Here is a 17,995-nt window from a genome sequence, read left to right on the forward strand (position 1 = left end):
GGCCAAGAGGGGACTGCCGGCAGGTGCCGGCCGCCGAGGCTAAACGGCTCGAACCCCTCGATAGAGTATGAGCGAGCAGACAGAGAACCGACCGGAACACCTGGCCGACGAGGCGGAACTGGACGCGTTCGTGGGCGACCACGACCGTGCGCTGGTGGAGTTCTACACGGACGGCTGTACGATCTGTCAGAGCATGGAGCCAGTACTGGGGAACGTGGCGCGGGCGACGGGAATCCCGGTCGGACTCGTCAATCCGCGGGACGATCCGCCGCTGGTCGACCGGTTTCGGGTACAGAGCGTCCCGTTGCTGGTCCTGTTCGAGGATGGCGAGCCCGTCGCGCGGAAAGCGGAGGGGTTCGTCGGCGCGGACGAACTCGAAGGGTTCGTCGAAGCGTAACTACCGGTTCAGGAGGCGCTGGACGACCTCGAGGCGCTCGACGGCCACCTCGGACTCGCGCAGGTGTGCCCTCGCGTCGGCGAGAGCAGCGTCGCGTTCCTCGCGCTCGCCCCGGGATCCCGTGTCGGCGGCGGTCTCGAGGTCGACGGCGGCCAGCGCGAGCGCGTCGGTGACACTGGCCAGATCCGCGATTGCGTCGGCCATCGGTTCGGGTGCATCGAGATTCGCCAGCGTGTCGGTCGCCGAGCGGAGTTCGTCCCGGGCCGTCGGGAACGCCCGTTCCGCCGAGAGGTATCGCTCGTTCCGGTAGTCTTCGGATCCGTTCCTGAAGGCGTCGAGACCGCGCTTGACGTTGGCGAGCGCGTCGGGGAGCGTCTCGAAGGCCGAGACGGCGCGTCTGAGCTGGGCGACCTTCGCCTCGTAGGCCGATTGGTCGAGTCGGTCGAACGCGTCGACGTCCTCGACAGCCGTCTCGGTCTCGATGGTGTTCAGGTGGTCGGCGGCGTCCGACCGATTGGTGCGCATTCTGCCGAGGGCGTTGGGGACGGTTCCGGTGCTGTCGGCGTAGATCCGACCGAGGACGTAATCGAACTCCTCGTAAGCGTCCCGGAGGTCGTCCTGACAGCGGATCCCCTGGTCGAGGACGGTTGCGACGCCCCGGAGCCGACGCTCCGCTTCGATCTGCTCGCCGCTGGCCCGACGCGGGAGGTCGTCGAGCGTACTGCGAGCTTTGCTGACGGGACTGGCCACGTGCGAGAACGTCACCTCGGTCGTGACGGTCACGTCGAGCAGCGTGGCCGGTTCGCCCTCGCCGCTGTCCTCGCCGGCGTCGGCGAAGGCGACGTACGCGTCGTATGCCTTGCCGAGCTGTTCGCGGGCGTTCCCGACGACTTCGGCACCGCGGCGCTCGGCCCGGTTCGGCGTCTCGGTCTCGGTGGGTTCCTCGGTGGGCTCGGCGTCAGTCGCGGTCGACTCGGCTGTCTCGGTCGGCGGTGATTCGGAGGGCGACTCGCTATCCTGTGGCGTGGACTCGGTGTTCGCGGGGGTCTCGTCGCCGAGCAGCGGAATCGACTCCGAACAGCCGGCCGCGAGTCCGGCACCGACGGTCGCGAGGAGGGTACGGCGGCGCATGGGTTCGAGAACGTGTGGATGTCGTGTTAACTCTGTCCATCCGACCGATCCGACGGCCGGCACGCGGTCGGCCCTTGATCCGACCGTCCCGGGCAGCGTTCACTTCCACCCCGCGTTGCGAACCTTCTTAGGCGAGTGGGCACAACCCGGTGACGACAGATGGCGCGCGCGGAGGATACGGAGGTCATCGATCTCTTCGAGGAGTTCTATCGCAACTACTACCGCAACGAGATCGGTGAACTCGCCCAGAAATACCCCAACGAACAGAAGTCCCTCTACATCGACTGGCAGGACCTCTACCGGTTCGACCCGGACCTGGCCGACGACTACCGCAACCACCCCGGCCAGTTCCAGGACTACGCCGAGGAGGCCCTGCGACTCTACGATCTCCCCGTGGACGTGAAACTCGGCCAGGCCCACGTCCGCGTCCAGAACCTGCCCGAGACCACGGGAATCCGCGACATCCGCGCCGACCACCGCGGCAAGTTGATCGCCGTGACGGGAATCGTCCGCAAGGCCACGGACGTCCGCCCCAAGGTGACCACCGCCGCCTTCGAGTGCCAGCGCTGTGGCACGCTCACCCGCATCCCCCAGACCGCCGGCGACTTCCAGGAACCCCACGAGTGCCAGGGGTGTGAACGCCAGGGTCCCTTCCGCATCAACTACGACCAGTCGGAGTTCGTCGACGCCCAGAAACTCCGGGTCCAGGAGAGTCCCGAAGGTCTTCGGGGCGGCGAGACGCCCCAGAGCATCGACGTGAACATCGAGGACGATATCACGGGGGAGGTGACCGCCGGCGACCACGTCCGGGTCAGCGGCGAACTCAACCTCGATCAACAGGGTGGCCAACAGGAGAAATCGCCCATGTTCGACGTCTACATGGACGGCTCCGCGGTCACCATCGAGGACGAGCAGTTCGAGGACATGGACATCACCGACGAGGACAAAAAAGAGATCGTCTCCCTCTCGGAGGAGGAGGACATCTACGAGACGATGGTCGACTCCATCGCCCCCTCCATCTACGGCTACCGCCAGGCCAAACTGGCGATGATCCTCCAGCTCTTTTCCGGCGTCACCAAACACCTCCCCGACGAATCGAGGATTCGCGGCGACCTCCACATGCTGCTGATCGGGGATCCGGGTACGGGGAAGAGCCAGATGTTACAATATATCCGAGAGATTGCACCTCGGTCTGTTTACACGTCTGGGAAAGGTAGCTCCAGCGCGGGGTTGACTGCTGCAGCTGTGAGGGACGACTTCGGCGACGGCCAGCAGTGGACACTGGAAGCTGGAGCGCTCGTCCTCGCTGACCAGGGAATCGCAGCCGTCGACGAACTTGACAAGATGCGCTGTGTGACGGGCGACACACTGGTTCATCTCGGGGACGGGCGAATTTGCCGTATCGGAGAATTGGCAAAAGAAAAATACGAAAACGGACAGATAGAACAACTGCCCAACGGCCAGACGATCCGAGATCTCGATATCGAGGCTTGGACGATGACGGACGACGGGCAGTTGGTCCGTCGACCGGTGACGGCGATCCACGAATATGACGCGCCCGAGGGACTGACGCGAGTGACGCTCCAGAGCGGCGAGCGACTGACGGCGACTGAGGACCATCCGTTCTTCGTGTTCGAGGACGGAGAGCGCGTCGAGAAACCAGCGGGAGAACTCAAATCCGACGATTGGGTTTACGTGCCACGTCGGTTATCCGAACCGGCAGCGGACGGTGGCGTCGCGACGGCTTCGGATCTGGCAGTGGATACGAAGTCACAACTTTCCCCGTCACTGGCTGCCGTTCTCGGTTACCTCTCCGGGGACGGAAACGTATACTACGATCGGAGTGAGGGGGTCTACGGAATTCGGTTTACGAACGCCGAAGAAGAACTGCTGACGGACTTCGAACGAGCCTGTCGCGACGCCTTCGACACGCAGCCGATTCGACCGGTAAGTGAGCAGCGTGCGGACGGCGTCGAGACGGTTCGTGTGTCCGGCAAAGAGTACGCCGATGCGGTACTCGACGCCGGCATGAATCTCGAAACGTACGACGGGAAGCGTCTCCCTGCGGGCGTTTCCACGGCCGGAGGGGCTGCGAAGGCTGCATTCATCCGTGCGTTCGCCGATAGCGAGGGCACGGTCGACGACAGGAACGTGAAGTTGCACTCGGCCAGTTACGAACTCCTCCTGGGGACCAAGCATCTCCTCTTGGAGTTCGGAATTTCCAGCCAGATTCAGACACGCGAACGGGACGATCGTCGTGACCTCTACGTGCTGGCGATCACTGACGCCGAGTCGTTGGCCGCGTTCGATCGGTACGTCGGATTTACGCTAGACAGGAAACAACAGGCCCTCGAAGACGTTGTCGAGGCCGTCTCCGGCGACCGGACGATCCTTGATGTCGTTCCTGATGTCGGGGAGACACTCCGAGAGATACGAGAATCCCTTTGCCTCTATCAGTCGGAGTGTGGAATCGACGATGCGACCTACTGCAACTTCGAGAACGGCGATGCCAATATTTCACTCCGTGCAGCCCGGACAGTACTGGAGACGTTCAAAGAGCGCAAGCAGGAGGGACAAGCCGATAGACAACGCATCGAAAACGCCGACTGGTCACGGCTTGTTGAGTTGCGAGAACGGTATCACGTCTCTCAGCGACAGATCGCAGACGGAACACGATACAGCCAGCAGCAGGTGTCGCGACTGTGGGGGGTCGATGAGGCACTCCGGGAATGTGTCCGCGAGCGCCTCTCGAAGTTTGTCACTGCCGTCGCAGAGACTGATTTGAGCGGACTGCAATCCCTTGTTTATGGCGACGTGAAATGGCGAAAAGTCCAGACGGCCGAGACTGTTTCGTCTACGAAAGTTAACGAGGACCAGATTCTTCTTCAGAAACAGCAACTCGCAGATCTACTGGGCTGTGACACCGACGTTGCTGAACAGCGCGCTCGTCAGCTACTGTCCGCCGACCCGGCTACTGACACGTGGGACGATTTGGATTCGACACTCGATACGTACGGTATTTCGTATCAGGATATCGCAAACGATCTAGGTGTCGCAGGGTCGACCGTTTCTCGCTGGTTCAATGATGTCGTCGAAACGGACCGGATCGATGACGTTCGTCAGGCTGTCGAGGATCGAACCGCCCAGATCCGAGAGGAAGCGACCGAATTACTCGACTCCATAGAATACCATCAAGAACCGAAAGTGTACGATTTGACTGTCGAAGGTACACATAATTTCGTTGCCAACGGGATGGTCATTCACAACTCAGAAGACCGATCAGCAATGCATGAGGCGCTAGAGCAGCAGTCGATTTCGGTTTCTAAGGCTGGTATTAACGCCACATTGAAAAGTCGCTGTTCACTCCTGGGCGCGGCCAACCCCAAGTACGGTCGCTTCGACCAGTACGAACCCATAGCCGAGCAGATCGACCTCGAACCCGCCCTCATCTCCCGGTTCGACCTGATCTTCACGGTGACGGACAAGCCCGACGAGGAGGAGGACCGCAACCTCGCGGAACACATCCTGACGACCAATTACGCCGGGGAGTTGAACACCCACCGCACGGAAACGAGCGCTTCCGATTACACGGAGGAGGAGGTCGAGCGGGTCACGGACGAGGTCGCGCCGGAGATCGACGCGGAACTCCTCAGGAAGTACGTGGCCTACGCGAAACGGAACGTCTTCCCGACGATGACCGAGGAGGCCAAAGCCGAGATCCGGGAGTTCTACGTCGACCTGCGCTCCCAGGGGTCCGACGAGGACGCGCCGGTGCCGGTGACGGCCCGGAAACTGGAGGCGCTGGTGCGGCTGGCGGAGGCGAGTGCTCGCATTCGCCTGTCCGATACCGTGGAAGTCGACGACGCCCGACGGGTGATCGAGATCGTCCAGCGAACCCTCGAAGACATCGGGATGGACCCGGAGACGGGCGAGCTCGACGCGGACGTGATCGAGACGGGAACCTCGAAGAGTCAGCGCGACCGGATCAAGAACCTGAAGACGTTGATCGGGGAGATCGAAGAGGAGTACGACGAGGGGGCACCGGTCGAGCGCGTGCTCGAACGCGCCGAGGAGGCGGGCATGGAGCGTTCGAAGGCCGAACACGAGATCGACAAGCTCAAACAGCAAGGTGAGGTGTACGAGCCTCGCAACGACCACCTCAGGACGACATAATGGACCGGATCTCGGCCCTTCGGAACCTCGAGGACGCGCTGGCGGCGTTCGAGGACGGTGAGACGGATCTCGACGGGCTGGAGCGGGACGTTCGCGGTATCTTGCGGACGTACGCGACGGAGTTCGAGGGTGACCTGGCGGCCTATCGGGTCAGTGGACCCGACCGGGTGTCGGGGGCGGTCGTGATGGCGACCGGTGAGCAGGACGCCCGCGAGCGGGTTCGGTCGCTGTTCGACGGCGTGTCCGACGGGGCGGTCGGCGTCGAGCGGGTCGCTGACGGGGGAGTGGGCGGGTCCAGCGACTAGACAACACCCGAAGGGTTTTAGCGGGGTCTCCCAAATAGGCAGACAGAGCGCCGGTGACAGCCGAAATGTCTGATATCAACGAGCGAATCGGGGACGCGACGACGATCCTGTTCGGCGCGCCGTCGATGAGTGGGGGGGCCGACGGGGCCTGCGTCGACCTGCTCACACAGGACGCTCCCGGCGACGTGAGCGTACTCTGGGTGTCGTTCACCAAGCCGGCAGGGGCCTGTCTCGACCGGTGGCGGTCGGTTCACGGCACGGACCCGTCCGATTTCGGCGTGATCGCCGTCGGCGAGACCGTCGGCGGTGGCGGCGGGAACGCCGATATCGACCCGAACGCTGTCCAGACCGTCTCGAACGCCAGCGATCTCACTGGTATCGGAATCAAGGTGGGGGAGTTCATCTCGGGGCGTGACGAGCGGATCGCGGTCTGTTTTGACTCGGTGACCGCCCTCTTGCAGTACGTGGATCTGGAAACCGCCTACGAGTTTCTCCACGCGCTGACCGGCCAGCTGTACTCGGTCGGCGCAGTCTCGCACTTCCACATCGACCCGAACGCTCACGACCAGCAGACCATCGACACGCTGCTGTCGCTGTTCGACGCCGAGGTCCGACTCCGCGAGGACGGCGGGGCCGATGTGCGCACCCGCAACCTCGTCGGATAGCGCGACCGGTTTGGATACTTTTTTGACGTGTTGGGCTGGCGGTTCCGATGTGCTGCTGGTGGTCACCTACTCCCGGGCGGCTCGGCAGACGCTCCGGAACGCCTGTGGGGCCCACGAGGAGACGGTCGTCCGGCGATTCGGTCGCGCGGCGCTGCTCGAGGAGTCCGAGTTCGGAGCCTTCCTCGCGCTCAGGCTCCGGGCGGAGTACGGCGTCGACGTGCAGGTCGAGCGGACGGAACCGCTCAACGAGTTCGAGGCGGTACCCGAGACGGTTCGGGAGGCCGCGAAGGCCTACGCCGATCGGGAGCACGCCAGCACGCCGTACGCGAAGTTCGCGAGCGGCGAGGCGCATCCGGACCCGGCGGCGATGAAAGACCGCGAGCTATGAGGGTCGAGTGCGGGGGTGTGGTTCGGACGGGCCGGGTCGTCGACGCTCGCGATCTGGACGTGTCGCGGGCCGACGCCGTGGCGGCAGTCCGGGGGGACGCCGCGCCCGTCACTGTCGACTGTCCTGACCCCGGCCTGGCTCACGAGCGGGTCGGCGACGTTCACCCGGAGATGGCCGTCTCGACTCGGGCTGTGCTCGCTGTAGCGGCGCGCTCGCGGGGGCAGACGGCACCGGAGGACGACCGGATCGCCGAGGTGGAGTCGAAGCTGGCCGAACTGACCGTGCCGGCGGCGTCGACGCGGTCGGCACGGGAAGCCGTCGCCGAGCAGGCGGAGGAGGTCGAGCGACTCGACGAGCGGGTGGCGGAGTTGCGGGGGCGGGTCCAGGTGCTCCGCGAGCGGGACGCCGAGACGGCCGACGTTGAGGCCGAACTGGCGGCGGCTATGCGGGACCTCACCGACGTACGGACCGACCTGATCGCCGCTCGCGAGGCCCACGAGGCTGCGACCGAGGCTGCCCGGACTGCACGGGACGCCCGCGAGCGCCGGATGGAACTGGAAGACAGGCTGGCGAACCTCCGGCGGGCGGCCCGCGCGTCGCTCGCGGACGCGGTCGCCGACGCGTACCGGGACGCGGTCGCGGCCGCGCCGTGGACCACGCCGACCGACCCGTTCGAGGCCGGGGACGTGACGACGGCGCTGGCGGCGGCCCGGATCGCCGATCTACGTGCGCCGGTGGTGCTGTCCTGTGATCGGTTCGCCGACCCGGCGACGGCTGCGGACTGGCTCGAAGCAGCGGTACTTCGCCTGTAGTTTAAATCCGAAGCCGAGACCAGGTCGTCTCATGGTGACGCTTTCCTGTACAGCGTCGCGCGAGAACGGCGTGACGCTCGTGACCGGTCGCGTCGAGAACACGGGCGACGCCTGCCGCGTCCGACTGACGAGTCGTCTCGACGGCCCGCTCTGGCCGCCGCGTCGACAGGGCGTACCCGCCGACGGCTGGGACGACGACGGGTTCGAGTGCGTTCTGGCGGCCGAGGAGGTCCGGCCGGTGGGTGTCGCGAGCCCGGCACCGCCGGCCGACCCGCCCCTGGCCGTCGCGGAGACCGAACCCGTCGACGCCGACGACGACGGCGTCGAGCCACGGGTCGCCGTGCCGACCGTAGACGCGACGGCCGACGGCGTCGTCCGCACGCTCGGTGTGCCCCGCCCGCCGCGGGACGCCGTACCGACACCCGATGTCGACAGCGGCGCGCAGTCGTCCGGTTCCCGAGAGACCGAACCCCACTCGTCCGGGTCTTGCGACGCCGAGCGCTCGGCGGCCGTCGCGGACCCCGGCGGCGACGAGGGTGGCGTATGCCGCTCCGGTACGAGCCTGAAACCCGGGGCTGCGACGGTCGACGCGGAACTGGACGCCGTAGCGGACCGGATCGAGGCGGCCGACCGGCTCTCGGCGACGACGCGGGTCCCGGCGGCGACCGAGACGCTCCGGGAGGTCGGTGGCGTCGCGGGCGTTCGCGATCTGGAGGCACAGCTGTCCCGGGACGCCGAGCGGCTGTCGCGGCTGGCGGCCCGGGCGTCGGACCTGGCCGATCGCGCCGAGGCGGCGAGGGTGCCGGTCGAGCGGCTGGACCGGGTGCGATGATCCTCGCGGTCACCGGTGGCAAGGGCGGCGTCGGGAAGTCGACGGTGGCGTACAATCTGGCCGCCGCGCTCGACGCCGTGGTCGTCGACGCCGATCTGGGGATGGCGGACCTGCCGGCCGCGCGCGGGCCGGACCTCCACGACGTGCTCGCCGGGCGGGCCGACCCGGTCGAAGCGGTCCGGGAGGGGAACCCCGTCGCCATCTTGCCCTGTGGCCGGTCGCTGGCGGGGGCGCGGGCGGCCGAACCGACGCGGCTGGTGTCGGCCGTGGAATCGGTCGCCGCGGAGTACGGCCGGGTGGTCGTCGACTGCCCGGCCGGGCTGGGCGGTGACGTTGGACTTGGGCTCTGCGTCGCCGAGGCCTGCGTGCTGGTGACGACGCCGGCCGAGCCGGCGGTCGCCGACGCGGTCCGGGCCCGGGCGCTGGCGCGGGAACTCGACGCCGGGCTGGCGCGGATCGTCCTGAACCGGGCCACGGACGGGGGGACTGCCGACGCGCTGGCCCGCGAACTCGGCGCGCCGGTGACGACCATCCCGGAATCCGCAACTCTGGCCGACGCGCAAGACCGGGGCGAGCCGGTCACCGCAGTCGCGCCGGAGAGTACTGCGGCGACACGCGTCGCGGAGCTGGCCACGGCCGTCGAGTCGACCGTCGGGTCGGCGACGAATCCGGGAGGTTAATTCGGGACCCCTGTGTCGGCCACACGCATGGCCGATGACGAGTTCCGGGTCGAGGTGAAAGCGTCGGCGATCGACCGGAACTCCGCGGTCGCGGAGCTGGTCGCGTCGGCGGGCGACCGGCTCTCCTACGACGCCGAGGGGGACGCTCGGGCGGACGCCGCCGAGCTGACGCGACGCGGCGAGAGCCCGGTGCGGATTCAGTCGGTGGCACCGCAGGACGACACCGACGCCGACGCGTATCTGGTCGGGGCGAGCGCGACCCGGGCGACCATCCCGGCGGCCGAACCGGACGACGGCTGGCAGTTCGGCGTCGATGCGAGCCAGTACGGTGCGCTGGGGGAAACTTTGCTCACGGCGGGCGATGGGACGACCCGGCCGCTGGCACTGTACGTCCGCCACGATCTGGACGTGGACCCGGACACGTCGCTGGCGATCGACGTGGACGAGTCACCACCGGCCGTAACCCGCCCCGGGACACCCGGGCGCTGGCAACCCGACTGCGCGCTGTCGGTGGCGATCGCTGGGCGAACGGTGGCGCGGTACCGCTGTGAGATCAAGACGGGTGGTGGCTCGCTCGAACGCTCCCAGCGGGAACTGATCGAGTATGCGGCCCGGGAGACGCCGGTGATCTACGCTCGCGTCGACGTCTCCGGCCTGCCCCGGGAGTACGAGGTCTCCTTCGAGCAGTTCGGAGACACCTCGCGGGACACGCCGACGGATGCGAACCAGCGCTCGCTCGACGACTGGGCCGATCCGGAGTGATCGGATCGGTCACTCCCGCAGGTCCTGATAGGTGGATCGGAGCGTCACCGGCGTCACGTCGGCGGTCTCGGCCGCCTCGGCCTGTGTGAGATCACACTCCAGTTCCCGCGCGGCGAGATAGAGACAGCCGGCGGCGACGCCCGAGGGGTCCCGACCGGAGACCAGCCCGCGCTCCCGGGCGGCGTCGACGAGCGCGTCGGCGCGGCGCTCGACGGCCTGCGGGAGATCCAGCCGGCTGGCGAAGCGGGGCAGGTACTCCGCGGGGTCGATGGGGCCGGTCGAGAGCCCCAGCTCGCGGTTGAGGGCGTCGTAGGCGGCCGTGAGCTCGCCCTCGGAAGCGCGGGCGGCGTCGACGACTTCGTCGAGCGTCCGCGAGACCGAGGCGGTCCGGCAGGTCGCGTAGACGACGGCCGCGGTGAACCCCTCGATGGAGCGGCCCCGGAGCAGATCCTCGGACTGTGCGGACTCGAAGAGGACACACGCCTGATCGCGGACGTGATCGGTCAGGTCGAGTGCGCTGACCAGCCGGCGGATCTCGCCGAAGGCGTACACCCGGTTGCGCTCGGCCTTGGACTTGATGCGGGCGCGGTTGTGCTGGCGGCGCATCCGAGCGAACCGGCGGCGCTTGCGCCCCTTGAGCCGGGTCGAGCGCCCGATCTCGGTGGTGAGCCCGCGGTCGTGGCGCGACCGCGTCAGCGGCGCGCCGGTCCGTTCCTTCTCGGTCTCGTCGTCCGCGAAACTGCGCCACTCGGGCCCGTGGTCGATGGCGTCCTCGGCGACGACGAGGCCGCACTCCCCACAGACCGTTTCGCTCTCGCTCTCGCGGAGTCTCCCCTCACATTCCGGACAGCACTGCGTTGACGTAGCCATCTTACAGTCGAAGGTTGGCCCGCGATCACTATTTAAAGAACGCTCGAACCGCCCGGAGAAGTCCGGAACCGCCCGGTACAACGTACCGGTAACCGGTACGTTTCTGCGTGGCGTCCCGCGGGAACCGGCAACGTTGCCGGCCGGGTTCGTTCGCGTTCACGAACATTTATTTAGGAGATGGCAGAACCGCCGCGTATGGGGTTGTCGGACATCGCCGCGGGGGTGGAGGTGACGACGGAGCAGCGCGACCGCGGTGTCGCGACCGTCGACGAGACCGACGCGGACCTCGCCGAGCGACTGGAAGAGCACGCCGACGCGCTCCCCTGCGAGCCGGCTGTGGCGGCGACAGTCGTCGAGGTGTACGCCGAGGGTCGCGCCGTCGACACCGCGGCCAGCGTCGCTGAAGTCGCGCCGATGACGGCTGCAAAGACGCTGCACCTGCTCGGCGAACAGGTGTCACCGCTCGGCCGGACTGGCCGCGAGATCGTCAGAGACTGGCTCAACGCGGAACTGTCCCGCACGGAGGCGATGGAACTGACGGGCGCGAGCGAGCGGGCGTTCGACCTGGCGGCGTACGTCGAATCCCACGAGCCGATTCCGGAGGCCCAGGAGGCCGTCGCTGCGACGTTCTCGACGGGACTCGGTGGAGAGGAGCCGTTGGCGGAGGCGATGAGCAGCGTGAGCGACCTGCGCGAGCCGTAGGTGAAGCGCTCGTCGCTCACACTGCGAGTGAGTGATGTTGCTGACCTTCGCGAGTCGTAGACGAGCGATAGACAGCAACATCACGAGTGAGTGATGTCGCCGACCTTCGCGAGTCGTAGACGACCGAATTCTGGGGACCAATTAAGGGACATCGGGCCTTGCATGGGGTATGCGCGTGCTGGTGACCGGTGCGACGGGGTTCGTCGGCGGCCACCTCGTCCCGGCGCTGCTGGCGGCCGACCACGAGGTGTCGGTGCTGGTCCGGGATCGGGACGGCTACGACGGCCCCGACGAGGTCGCGGTATTCGAGGGTGACCTGCTCGAACCCGGGAGTTTCGACGACGCCCTCGAAGATATCGAGGCGGCGTACTATCTGGTCCACTCGATGCGGGCCGGCGCGGACTACGCCGACCGTGATCGGCGGGCGGCCCGTACCTTCGTCGCCGCGGCCGAGGACGCCGGCGTCGAACACGTCGTCTATCTCGGCGGCCTCGGCGAGGAACGCGACACGCTCTCGGAGCACCTCCGGTCGAGACGCGAGGTCGAACACATCCTCGAGGACGCGGACTTCCAGTTGACGAGCCTGCGGGCGGCGATCATCGTCGGCGACGGGAGCGCCAGCTTCGAGATGGTTCGCCAGCTCGCGGTCCGGTTACCGGTGATGATCACACCACAGTGGGTCGACACGCCCTGTCAGCCCATCGCCATCGACGACGTGGTGGCGTATCTGGTGGGCGTCCTCGATGTACCGGAACTCGCCGGGCGGACCGTCGAGATCGGCGGGCCAGAGGTGATGAGCTACAGGGAGGTGATGGCCCGGACGGCCGAGATCGTCACTGGACGTCGGCCCGTGATCGTTCCGGTTCCCGTACTGACGCCGAAGCTCTCGGCCTACTGGGTGAACCTCGTGACGGACGTACCACGGTCGGTGGCCCACCCGCTGATCCTGGGGCTGAAAAACGCGGCCGTGGTGCAGGACGACAGCGGCCGGGAGCACCTCTCCATCGAGCTGACGCCGTTCGAGACGGCGGTCCGGCGGGCGGTCGACGGCGGGACGGACACCGTCGCGTCGAACTCCGCCGCCCCGGAGGAGCGGTGATGGAGGTCGAGTACGGGGAGACCTGGACCTACGAGAGTATCGTCGGGGCGCTCCCGGGCATCGACGTCTCGACGCGGGCGGCCGTCGCGATCCAGTTTCTCGTCTTCGAGGCCGCGATACTGGCCCTGGCGGCGATCTACGACCTCTGGGCGGCGGCCCTCGCTGGCACCGCCGCGGTCGTCGTCGCGACCGTCGGTAGCGTCGAGATGCTCCGGATCAGCCAGCTGGTCCGTGGGGAAGCGGTTCCGGAGAGCTACCGGCGCCTCCTCTTCGGGTCGAGCGTCGAAGTCGTCCTCTCGGTACTGGCGTACGTGGCGCTGATCACGCACCTGTTCGTGTACGCGCCACGCTCGGGGGCGCCGCTTCTGGCTGCGCTGTTCGGTCCGGAGCCGCCGATCCTGGTGGTCTATCTCGTCTTGCTGGTGCTGTGGGACGTGTGTTACCGCATCGGCACGGGCTGGTGGGCCAGCGTCGTGGCGCTGTGGCGGTCGGCCCGCTATCGGTTCGATCCGGCGACGGCCCGGACACTCCAGCGGGCGGATCTGGAGACGATGGGCTTTGGCATCTTGCAGCTAGCGCTGGTCCCGTTCCTCTCGTCGTCGCCGGTCCTCCGGACGGCGGTCGTCGGGCACGTCGTGGCCGTCACTGTCGTGACTGGGGCGTCGGTGCTCCTCCTGTGGATCAGGACAGAAACAGCTACTCGGAGTTCATCTCCTTGAACTGGTCGAGCAGGTCCTCGGCGGACTCGCCGCTGTCGTACTCGACCTTCCCGTGGTAGTTCGTCCGCTCGTCGTCGAAGTCGGCGTCGACCTCGCTGTTTTTCCGCTCACGCCGCTCGTGCTCTTCCTCGTCGTAGGCACCCATCGACATTGTTACTCACACTCACGCTTGGTGATAGCTGACTATGAATGTAACGGTAACTAATAGTACTATTGACAGGTAGTGGGGGCGCAGTGGCTGTCGACTCCCGCTCGGACTGTACGGTCGTCGCGCTGCCGGTGGTTCGCTGTCGTCGCCCCTTCGGCAAGCGGTTCCATCCGCGTGACCGCTCTTCGAGGTAGAAAAACGGGTGGATCGACGACTCGAACGGCCGCTCGGGTCGCCTCAGAACGAGACCTGGTCGTGGCCGTCCTCGCCGATGGCAGAGGGGTCGCGGTCGCTGTAGCCCTTCCGGCCGATGGCGTTGCTGCTCACGGCCGACAGCGTCGCCAGCCGCAGGTCCTCGGCCGTCTCGAAGGTCTCGCCCTCGAGTCGCCCCAGCACGTCCCCCAGCTGTTCGTCGCCGTTGGGGAGTTCGAGTTCGAGGTCCCCGTACTCCTCGATGACCTCCTCGGTCGTCGCCGGGTACGCCTGCGCACCGATCCGTTCGTTCAGCCCACTCAGTAGTCGCATACAATCAGATCCTTCAGGGTCGTTCATAAACGTTCGCCATCCAGTCTTCTAGTGCGATTAAGGACCACGACCGCAAGCGCGATGGGGGCGGCGGTGCCAGCCCCGGCATGGTCGTCGCGGATCTACACGTGCACACGACGCGTTCGGACGGGACACTGACGCTCGATGCAGTGCCGGACGCGGCCCGTTCGGCGGGTGTCGAGGTCGTGGCGGTGACCGATCACGACCGGCTCCAGCCCGCGCTCGACGGACCGGTCACCGAGCGCGACGGGATCACACTGGTCCACGGGATCGAACTCCGGGTCGACGCCGGGAGCCAGCGGGTCGATCTGCTGGGCTACGGTGTCGTACCGACGCCCGCTCTCACGACTCTGGTCGAGGAAATTCAGCTGAATCGGGCCGAGCGCGGCCGTGCCATCGTCGAGTGCGTCGAAGACCGACTCGGTGTTTCCCTCGGCGTCGAACCTCGGCCGGGACTGGGTCGCCCGCACATCGCGCGAGCTATCGCGGAGAGTCCAGCGGAGTACGACTATCAGGGTGCGTTCGACCACCTCATCGGCGACGATTGCCCCTGCTACGTCGCCCGCGACATCCCTTCCTTCGAGCGCGGCCGCGAGGTGCTGGCCGAGACCTGCGGCGTGGTCGGACTGGCCCACCCGCTCCGCTACGACGACCCCGTGGCCGCCCTCGAACTGACGGCCGACCTCGACACCGTCGAGCGGTACTACCCCTACGACCACGATGTCGATCCGGAGCCAGTTGAGCGAGCCATCGAGACCCACGACCTGCTCGCGACCGGGGGCAGCGACGCCCACGACGAGGTGCTGGGGCGGGCGGGGCTGGACCGGGCAGGGACCGACGGATTTCTCGCCGCGCTCGGGTGATCGTCAGACGGCCGGCTGACGAGTTCGCAGGGTTCAAAGCCGCGCACGTTCTAGTGAGAGTATGCGGTGTCACTACTGCGACCGCGAGGCGGACATCGCGGTCGAGAAAGACGGCGTCAAGGTCGGCGTGTGTGAGACGCACTTCCGCGAACAGATGGAAGAACTCGCGGACAGCGACGCCCTCGCCAACCTCGAAGAGGAACTCGACATCGACGGCCACGAGTAAGTCCTCGCGCCCGCCCGGCTGCCGACCACACCGACCGCGTAGACTTTTCCCGCCGGCACCACAAGCGGACCTATGGATCGAACCACCGTCGACGACGTGGACGACCGGATGAGCCCGGCCGACACGAAGCGCAAAGTCGGCGACGCAATCGGTGCGACCGACATGGCGCTGAACTACTACGAACTCGAACCCGGCGACAGCTTCGGCTTCGGCTACCACCGCCACAGCGACCAGGAGGAAGTGTTCTACATCGCCGAGGGCACCGTCACGTTCGAGACCGAAGACGGCGAGATCGAGGCGACCGCCGGCGAGTGCGTCCGCTTCGAACCGGGCGAGTGGCAACTCGGCACCAACGAGGGGACGGATCGGGTCGTCGCGCTCGCCATGGGCGCACCGAAAGAGATGGGCGAGACGGAGATGCTCCGCCACTGCGAGGACTGTGGCGGCCGGACCGAACAGGATCTGGAACTCACCGACGACCGCGACGCGATTCTGACGATCTGTGTGGAGTGCGGTGCCGAGACCGGCCGCTTCGACTGACGCGTCCGCTCCTCGCCGCCGTCTTTATCACTGTTTGCTCGCTTGTCAGGTCTATGGTCGCCCGAACGCGACGCGCCCTCCTCGGGTGCTCGACCGCCCTCATCGCGACCCTCGCGGGCTGTGGGGCCCGGTTTCGGAAGACGCCGACAGAAGAAACAGACGACGTCGAGTCGGGGTCGGTACGTCACCCCGAACACCTTCGTCTGCGCCGGCCCGGATCGGACCCACCGGTCAGGCTCCCGTCGGGTGAGACGACGAATAGGTCCGGAATCGTCGCCTCGGCGGACCGGGCCGAGCGCCTCGAATACGCCGACGACGTGAACGCCGACGCGGCGGGGGCGTTCGTCGCCGACACGGACTTCGAGACGGCGTCGATCGTCGTCGACCAGGCCCCGGTAGAGGAGTGTTACCGGATCGAACTCTGTTCGGTCTCGTGGTCACGCGAGGGCGTTCACACGAACTACGGTCGCGTGCTCCGGGACGCCGACGTTCCATGCCGTGCCGACGCGTGGGTATCGGCGACGACGCTCGTCCGTGTTCCCGTCGTACTGGATCCCGAGACTGTGTCCCTGAGCGGTGGCAGTACCCGCCCGGGTCGATGTAGTCCCCGCACCGAACCCGACGACTCGCCGACCGGTCCGGGAACGGCGACTGCGACCGACACGACGACAGCCAGCGGAACGACGACCGACGGCGCCCGGGATGACGCGGGGGAACGATGACCGATTCCGTCGACCGGACCCGCCGCGAACTACTCGCGGCTGCCGGCGTCACTGGCGCCGCGGCGGTCGCTGGATGTGGGACGCTCGACGATCTCCTCGGTGGCGACCCGACAGTCGATGGCGGGGAGCTCGTCGACGTGGTTTCGGAAGACGACCTCGGCGTCGGGGAGACGGTCCCGGTCGGTATCGAACGCTCGTTTGCGGCGACGCATCGCGACCGCGCCGAGTCGCTCCTGTCGTCGGTCCCGGTCCCGCTTGACGAGACGGACGTTCCCAACGGCGCGGTCCGCGAGGGTATCGCCCATCGGTACGAAGAGGCACGGAAGGCTCTCGATACGGTGAGGGTGGACGAACCGGTCGCCGAGACGGTCGACGAGTTCGCTCGCGTGCGCGGTCTTGCACGGACGGTGGCGGTTTCGTGGGCCGCGGTGGGTGGCAACGTTGCCGCCGCCGACGTTCGTGAAGAGATGACGGCGATCCGTGCGGATCTCGACGCGTTCCAGGACCGGTTTCGCTACGTGGGCACCGACCCCGTGGACGCCGTCGTCACCTTCGGCGTTCTGGAGGGGTGGCACGAGGACGCTATCGACGCCCTCTACACGCCGGACGGGGCGACCGGCGCGTTGTGGCTCGGTGAATTCGCCGGCACCGTCGAACGTGCTCGCACCCACTCTAGAAACCTCCGCTATCTCTTCGACCGTCACCGCGAGACCCTTCCCGAAGAACGGTCGTTCCGGGAGCGGTTCGTCGACGCGACCGACCGGCTGACCGAGACGGTCGAGCATCGGGAAGGAAACCTGCCAGCGAACGTGCTCGACCAGCCGCGGACCGCCATCGGTGCGGACGCCGCCGAGTCGCCCGCCGGCACCGCGCTCGCCGAACTCGCCGACGGGATCCGATCGCGGAACTTCGGGTCGTATAAGGGTCTCGATCAGATTGCCACGCCAGTCCTCGAGGCCCACCGGATGCTGACGGAGATCGGTGCGGTCGAGCGGCTCGATCTGCGAATCGGAGCCGACGAGTACGCGACGCCGACCGATATCGAGGACGTACGGCAACTCAGGACGACTGCGATCGAAGCGATCCGGGCGGCCGACGGCGGTCCCAGGCGGCACCTGACGCGACAGGTGCTGAACTCGGCCGCGGGGTGGATCGAGTACACCGACGAGAAGCTCCGCGAGGAGGGCGAGACGGACGACGACGGCGTCTCGCTGGACTCCTTGAGGTACGATCTGGCCAGATATGTCCGCGCCCGGGAGATGTCGAAGGTCGTGGCGGACACGAGTGAGACGGTCGCGGCAGAACTCCAGTCGGCCTGAAACGGTCCGGTATCGACTGTTTCCGGCCCGATTCAACTGTATGCCTCGAACCCGGTCACTGCCCGGGTTCGCACCGATCTCGCCCCGCCTGCGGCG

At 67.0% G+C, this 17,995-nt stretch carries 21 protein-coding genes; 17 read left to right on the top strand and 4 right to left on the bottom strand.

All coding sequences use genetic code 11. The features are described 5' to 3' along the window. Positions 1–67 precede the first annotated feature (67 nt). The gene (locus tag BV210_RS09550) at positions 68–397 is read left to right on the top strand and encodes a co-chaperone YbbN (RefSeq protein ID WP_077206447.1); all 330 of its coding nucleotides are present in this window, start codon (positions 68–70) and stop codon (positions 395–397) included. Here the strand turns inward: BV210_RS09550 and BV210_RS09555 are convergent, their stop codons facing one another. Beyond that, entirely contained in the window at positions 398–1,528 is a 1,131-nt protein-coding gene (locus BV210_RS09555; RefSeq protein ID WP_077206448.1) for a hypothetical protein, read from the bottom strand. A gap of 159 nt (positions 1,529–1,687) precedes the next feature. On the opposite strand from BV210_RS09555, the gene BV210_RS09560 reads away from it, so the two are divergent. From BV210_RS09560 to BV210_RS09595, 8 genes are all read left to right on the top strand, one after another. After that, positions 1,688–5,701 carry an LAGLIDADG family homing endonuclease gene (locus tag BV210_RS09560; RefSeq protein ID WP_077206449.1) on the top strand — a complete coding sequence of 1,338 codons (4,014 nt, stop codon included), beginning with the start codon at positions 1,688–1,690 and terminating at the stop codon, positions 5,699–5,701. Continuing rightward, a complete protein-coding gene (locus tag BV210_RS09565) occupies positions 5,701–6,006 on the top strand; it encodes a hypothetical protein (RefSeq protein ID WP_077206450.1) in 306 nt (101 codons plus the stop codon). Before BV210_RS09560 ends, BV210_RS09565 begins: the two co-directional genes overlap by 1 nt. 65 nt (positions 6,007–6,071) lie before the next feature. After that, positions 6,072–6,671 (top strand): hypothetical protein, encoded by a 600-nt coding sequence (locus BV210_RS09570; protein ID WP_077208026.1) that lies wholly within the window; start codon positions 6,072–6,074, stop codon positions 6,669–6,671. 49 nt (positions 6,672–6,720) lie between these two features. Continuing rightward, complete coding sequence (locus tag BV210_RS09575) at positions 6,721–7,059, top strand: hypothetical protein (protein ID WP_077206451.1); 339 nt, start codon at positions 6,721–6,723, stop codon at positions 7,057–7,059. Next, the gene (locus BV210_RS09580; protein ID WP_077206452.1) at positions 7,056–7,871 is read left to right on the top strand and encodes a hypothetical protein; all 816 of its coding nucleotides are present in this window, start codon (positions 7,056–7,058) and stop codon (positions 7,869–7,871) included. Before BV210_RS09575 ends, BV210_RS09580 begins: the two co-directional genes overlap by 4 nt. A 31-nt stretch (positions 7,872–7,902) precedes the next feature. Next, positions 7,903–8,703 (top strand): hypothetical protein, encoded by an 801-nt coding sequence (locus tag BV210_RS09585; RefSeq protein WP_077206453.1) that lies wholly within the window; start codon positions 7,903–7,905, stop codon positions 8,701–8,703. Beyond that, the gene (locus tag BV210_RS09590) at positions 8,700–9,383 is read left to right on the top strand and encodes a P-loop NTPase (protein WP_077206454.1); all 684 of its coding nucleotides are present in this window, start codon (positions 8,700–8,702) and stop codon (positions 9,381–9,383) included. The genes BV210_RS09585 and BV210_RS09590 overlap by 4 nt, the downstream gene beginning before the upstream one ends. 27 nt (positions 9,384–9,410) lie before the next feature. Beyond that, positions 9,411–10,145: a hypothetical protein gene (locus BV210_RS09595; RefSeq protein ID WP_077206455.1), complete on the top strand. Its 735-nt coding sequence runs from the start codon at positions 9,411–9,413 to the stop codon at positions 10,143–10,145. Positions 10,146–10,154: 9 nt separating this feature from the next. On the opposite strand, the gene BV210_RS09600 is transcribed toward BV210_RS09595, so the two are convergent. After that, the gene (locus tag BV210_RS09600) at positions 10,155–11,015 is read right to left on the bottom strand and encodes a transcription initiation factor IIB family protein (RefSeq protein ID WP_077206456.1); all 861 of its coding nucleotides are present in this window, start codon (positions 11,013–11,015) and stop codon (positions 10,155–10,157) included. Between the two features lie 195 nt (positions 11,016–11,210). Between BV210_RS09600 and BV210_RS09605 the strand changes: the two genes are divergently transcribed. From BV210_RS09605 to BV210_RS09615, 3 genes are all read left to right on the top strand, one after another. Beyond that, positions 11,211–11,717, top strand: a complete 507-nt coding sequence (locus BV210_RS09605) for a hypothetical protein (RefSeq protein ID WP_077206457.1) — start codon at positions 11,211–11,213, stop codon at positions 11,715–11,717. A gap of 169 nt (positions 11,718–11,886) precedes the next feature. After that, entirely contained in the window at positions 11,887–12,816 is a 930-nt protein-coding gene (locus BV210_RS09610) for an NAD(P)H-binding protein (RefSeq protein WP_077206458.1), read from the top strand. After that, positions 12,816–13,535, top strand: a complete 720-nt coding sequence (locus BV210_RS09615) for a hypothetical protein (protein ID WP_077206459.1) — start codon at positions 12,816–12,818, stop codon at positions 13,533–13,535. Before BV210_RS09610 ends, BV210_RS09615 begins: the two co-directional genes overlap by 1 nt. On the opposite strand, the gene BV210_RS20270 is transcribed toward BV210_RS09615, so the two are convergent. Together BV210_RS20270 and BV210_RS09620 are read right to left on the bottom strand one after the other, a co-directional pair. Beyond that, positions 13,513–13,686, bottom strand: coding sequence for a DUF5786 family protein (locus BV210_RS20270; protein ID WP_172824889.1), 174 nt, complete (start codon positions 13,684–13,686; stop codon positions 13,513–13,515). The genes BV210_RS09615 and BV210_RS20270 overlap by 23 nt on opposite strands. Before the next feature lie 234 nt (positions 13,687–13,920). Next, positions 13,921–14,208: a DUF2795 domain-containing protein gene (locus BV210_RS09620; RefSeq protein WP_077206460.1), complete on the bottom strand. Its 288-nt coding sequence runs from the start codon at positions 14,206–14,208 to the stop codon at positions 13,921–13,923. 107 nt (positions 14,209–14,315) lie between these two features. Here BV210_RS09620 and BV210_RS09625 point away from each other — a divergent pair, with 107 nt between their 5' ends. The 5 genes from BV210_RS09625 (at position 14,316) to BV210_RS09640 (ending at position 17,899) form a co-directional block, all read left to right on the top strand. After that, positions 14,316–15,092, top strand: a complete 777-nt coding sequence (locus tag BV210_RS09625; protein WP_077206461.1) for a PHP domain-containing protein — start codon at positions 14,316–14,318, stop codon at positions 15,090–15,092. A gap of 61 nt (positions 15,093–15,153) precedes the next feature. Next, positions 15,154–15,318 carry a DUF6757 family protein gene (locus tag BV210_RS20275; protein ID WP_172824890.1) on the top strand — a complete coding sequence of 55 codons (165 nt, stop codon included), beginning with the start codon at positions 15,154–15,156 and terminating at the stop codon, positions 15,316–15,318. Between the two features lie 72 nt (positions 15,319–15,390). Next, positions 15,391–15,858, top strand: a complete 468-nt coding sequence (locus tag BV210_RS09630) for a cupin domain-containing protein (RefSeq protein ID WP_077206462.1) — start codon at positions 15,391–15,393, stop codon at positions 15,856–15,858. A gap of 53 nt (positions 15,859–15,911) precedes the next feature. After that, positions 15,912–16,580, top strand: coding sequence for a hypothetical protein (locus BV210_RS09635; RefSeq protein ID WP_077206463.1), 669 nt, complete (start codon positions 15,912–15,914; stop codon positions 16,578–16,580). Beyond that, positions 16,577–17,899, top strand: a complete 1,323-nt coding sequence (locus BV210_RS09640) for a hypothetical protein (RefSeq protein WP_077206464.1) — start codon at positions 16,577–16,579, stop codon at positions 17,897–17,899. Before BV210_RS09635 ends, BV210_RS09640 begins: the two co-directional genes overlap by 4 nt. Positions 17,900–17,995 lie beyond the last annotated feature (96 nt).

It is taken from the genome of Halorientalis sp. IM1011 (genome assembly GCF_001989615.1).
Classification (GTDB): domain Archaea; phylum Halobacteriota; class Halobacteria; order Halobacteriales; family Haloarculaceae; genus Halorientalis.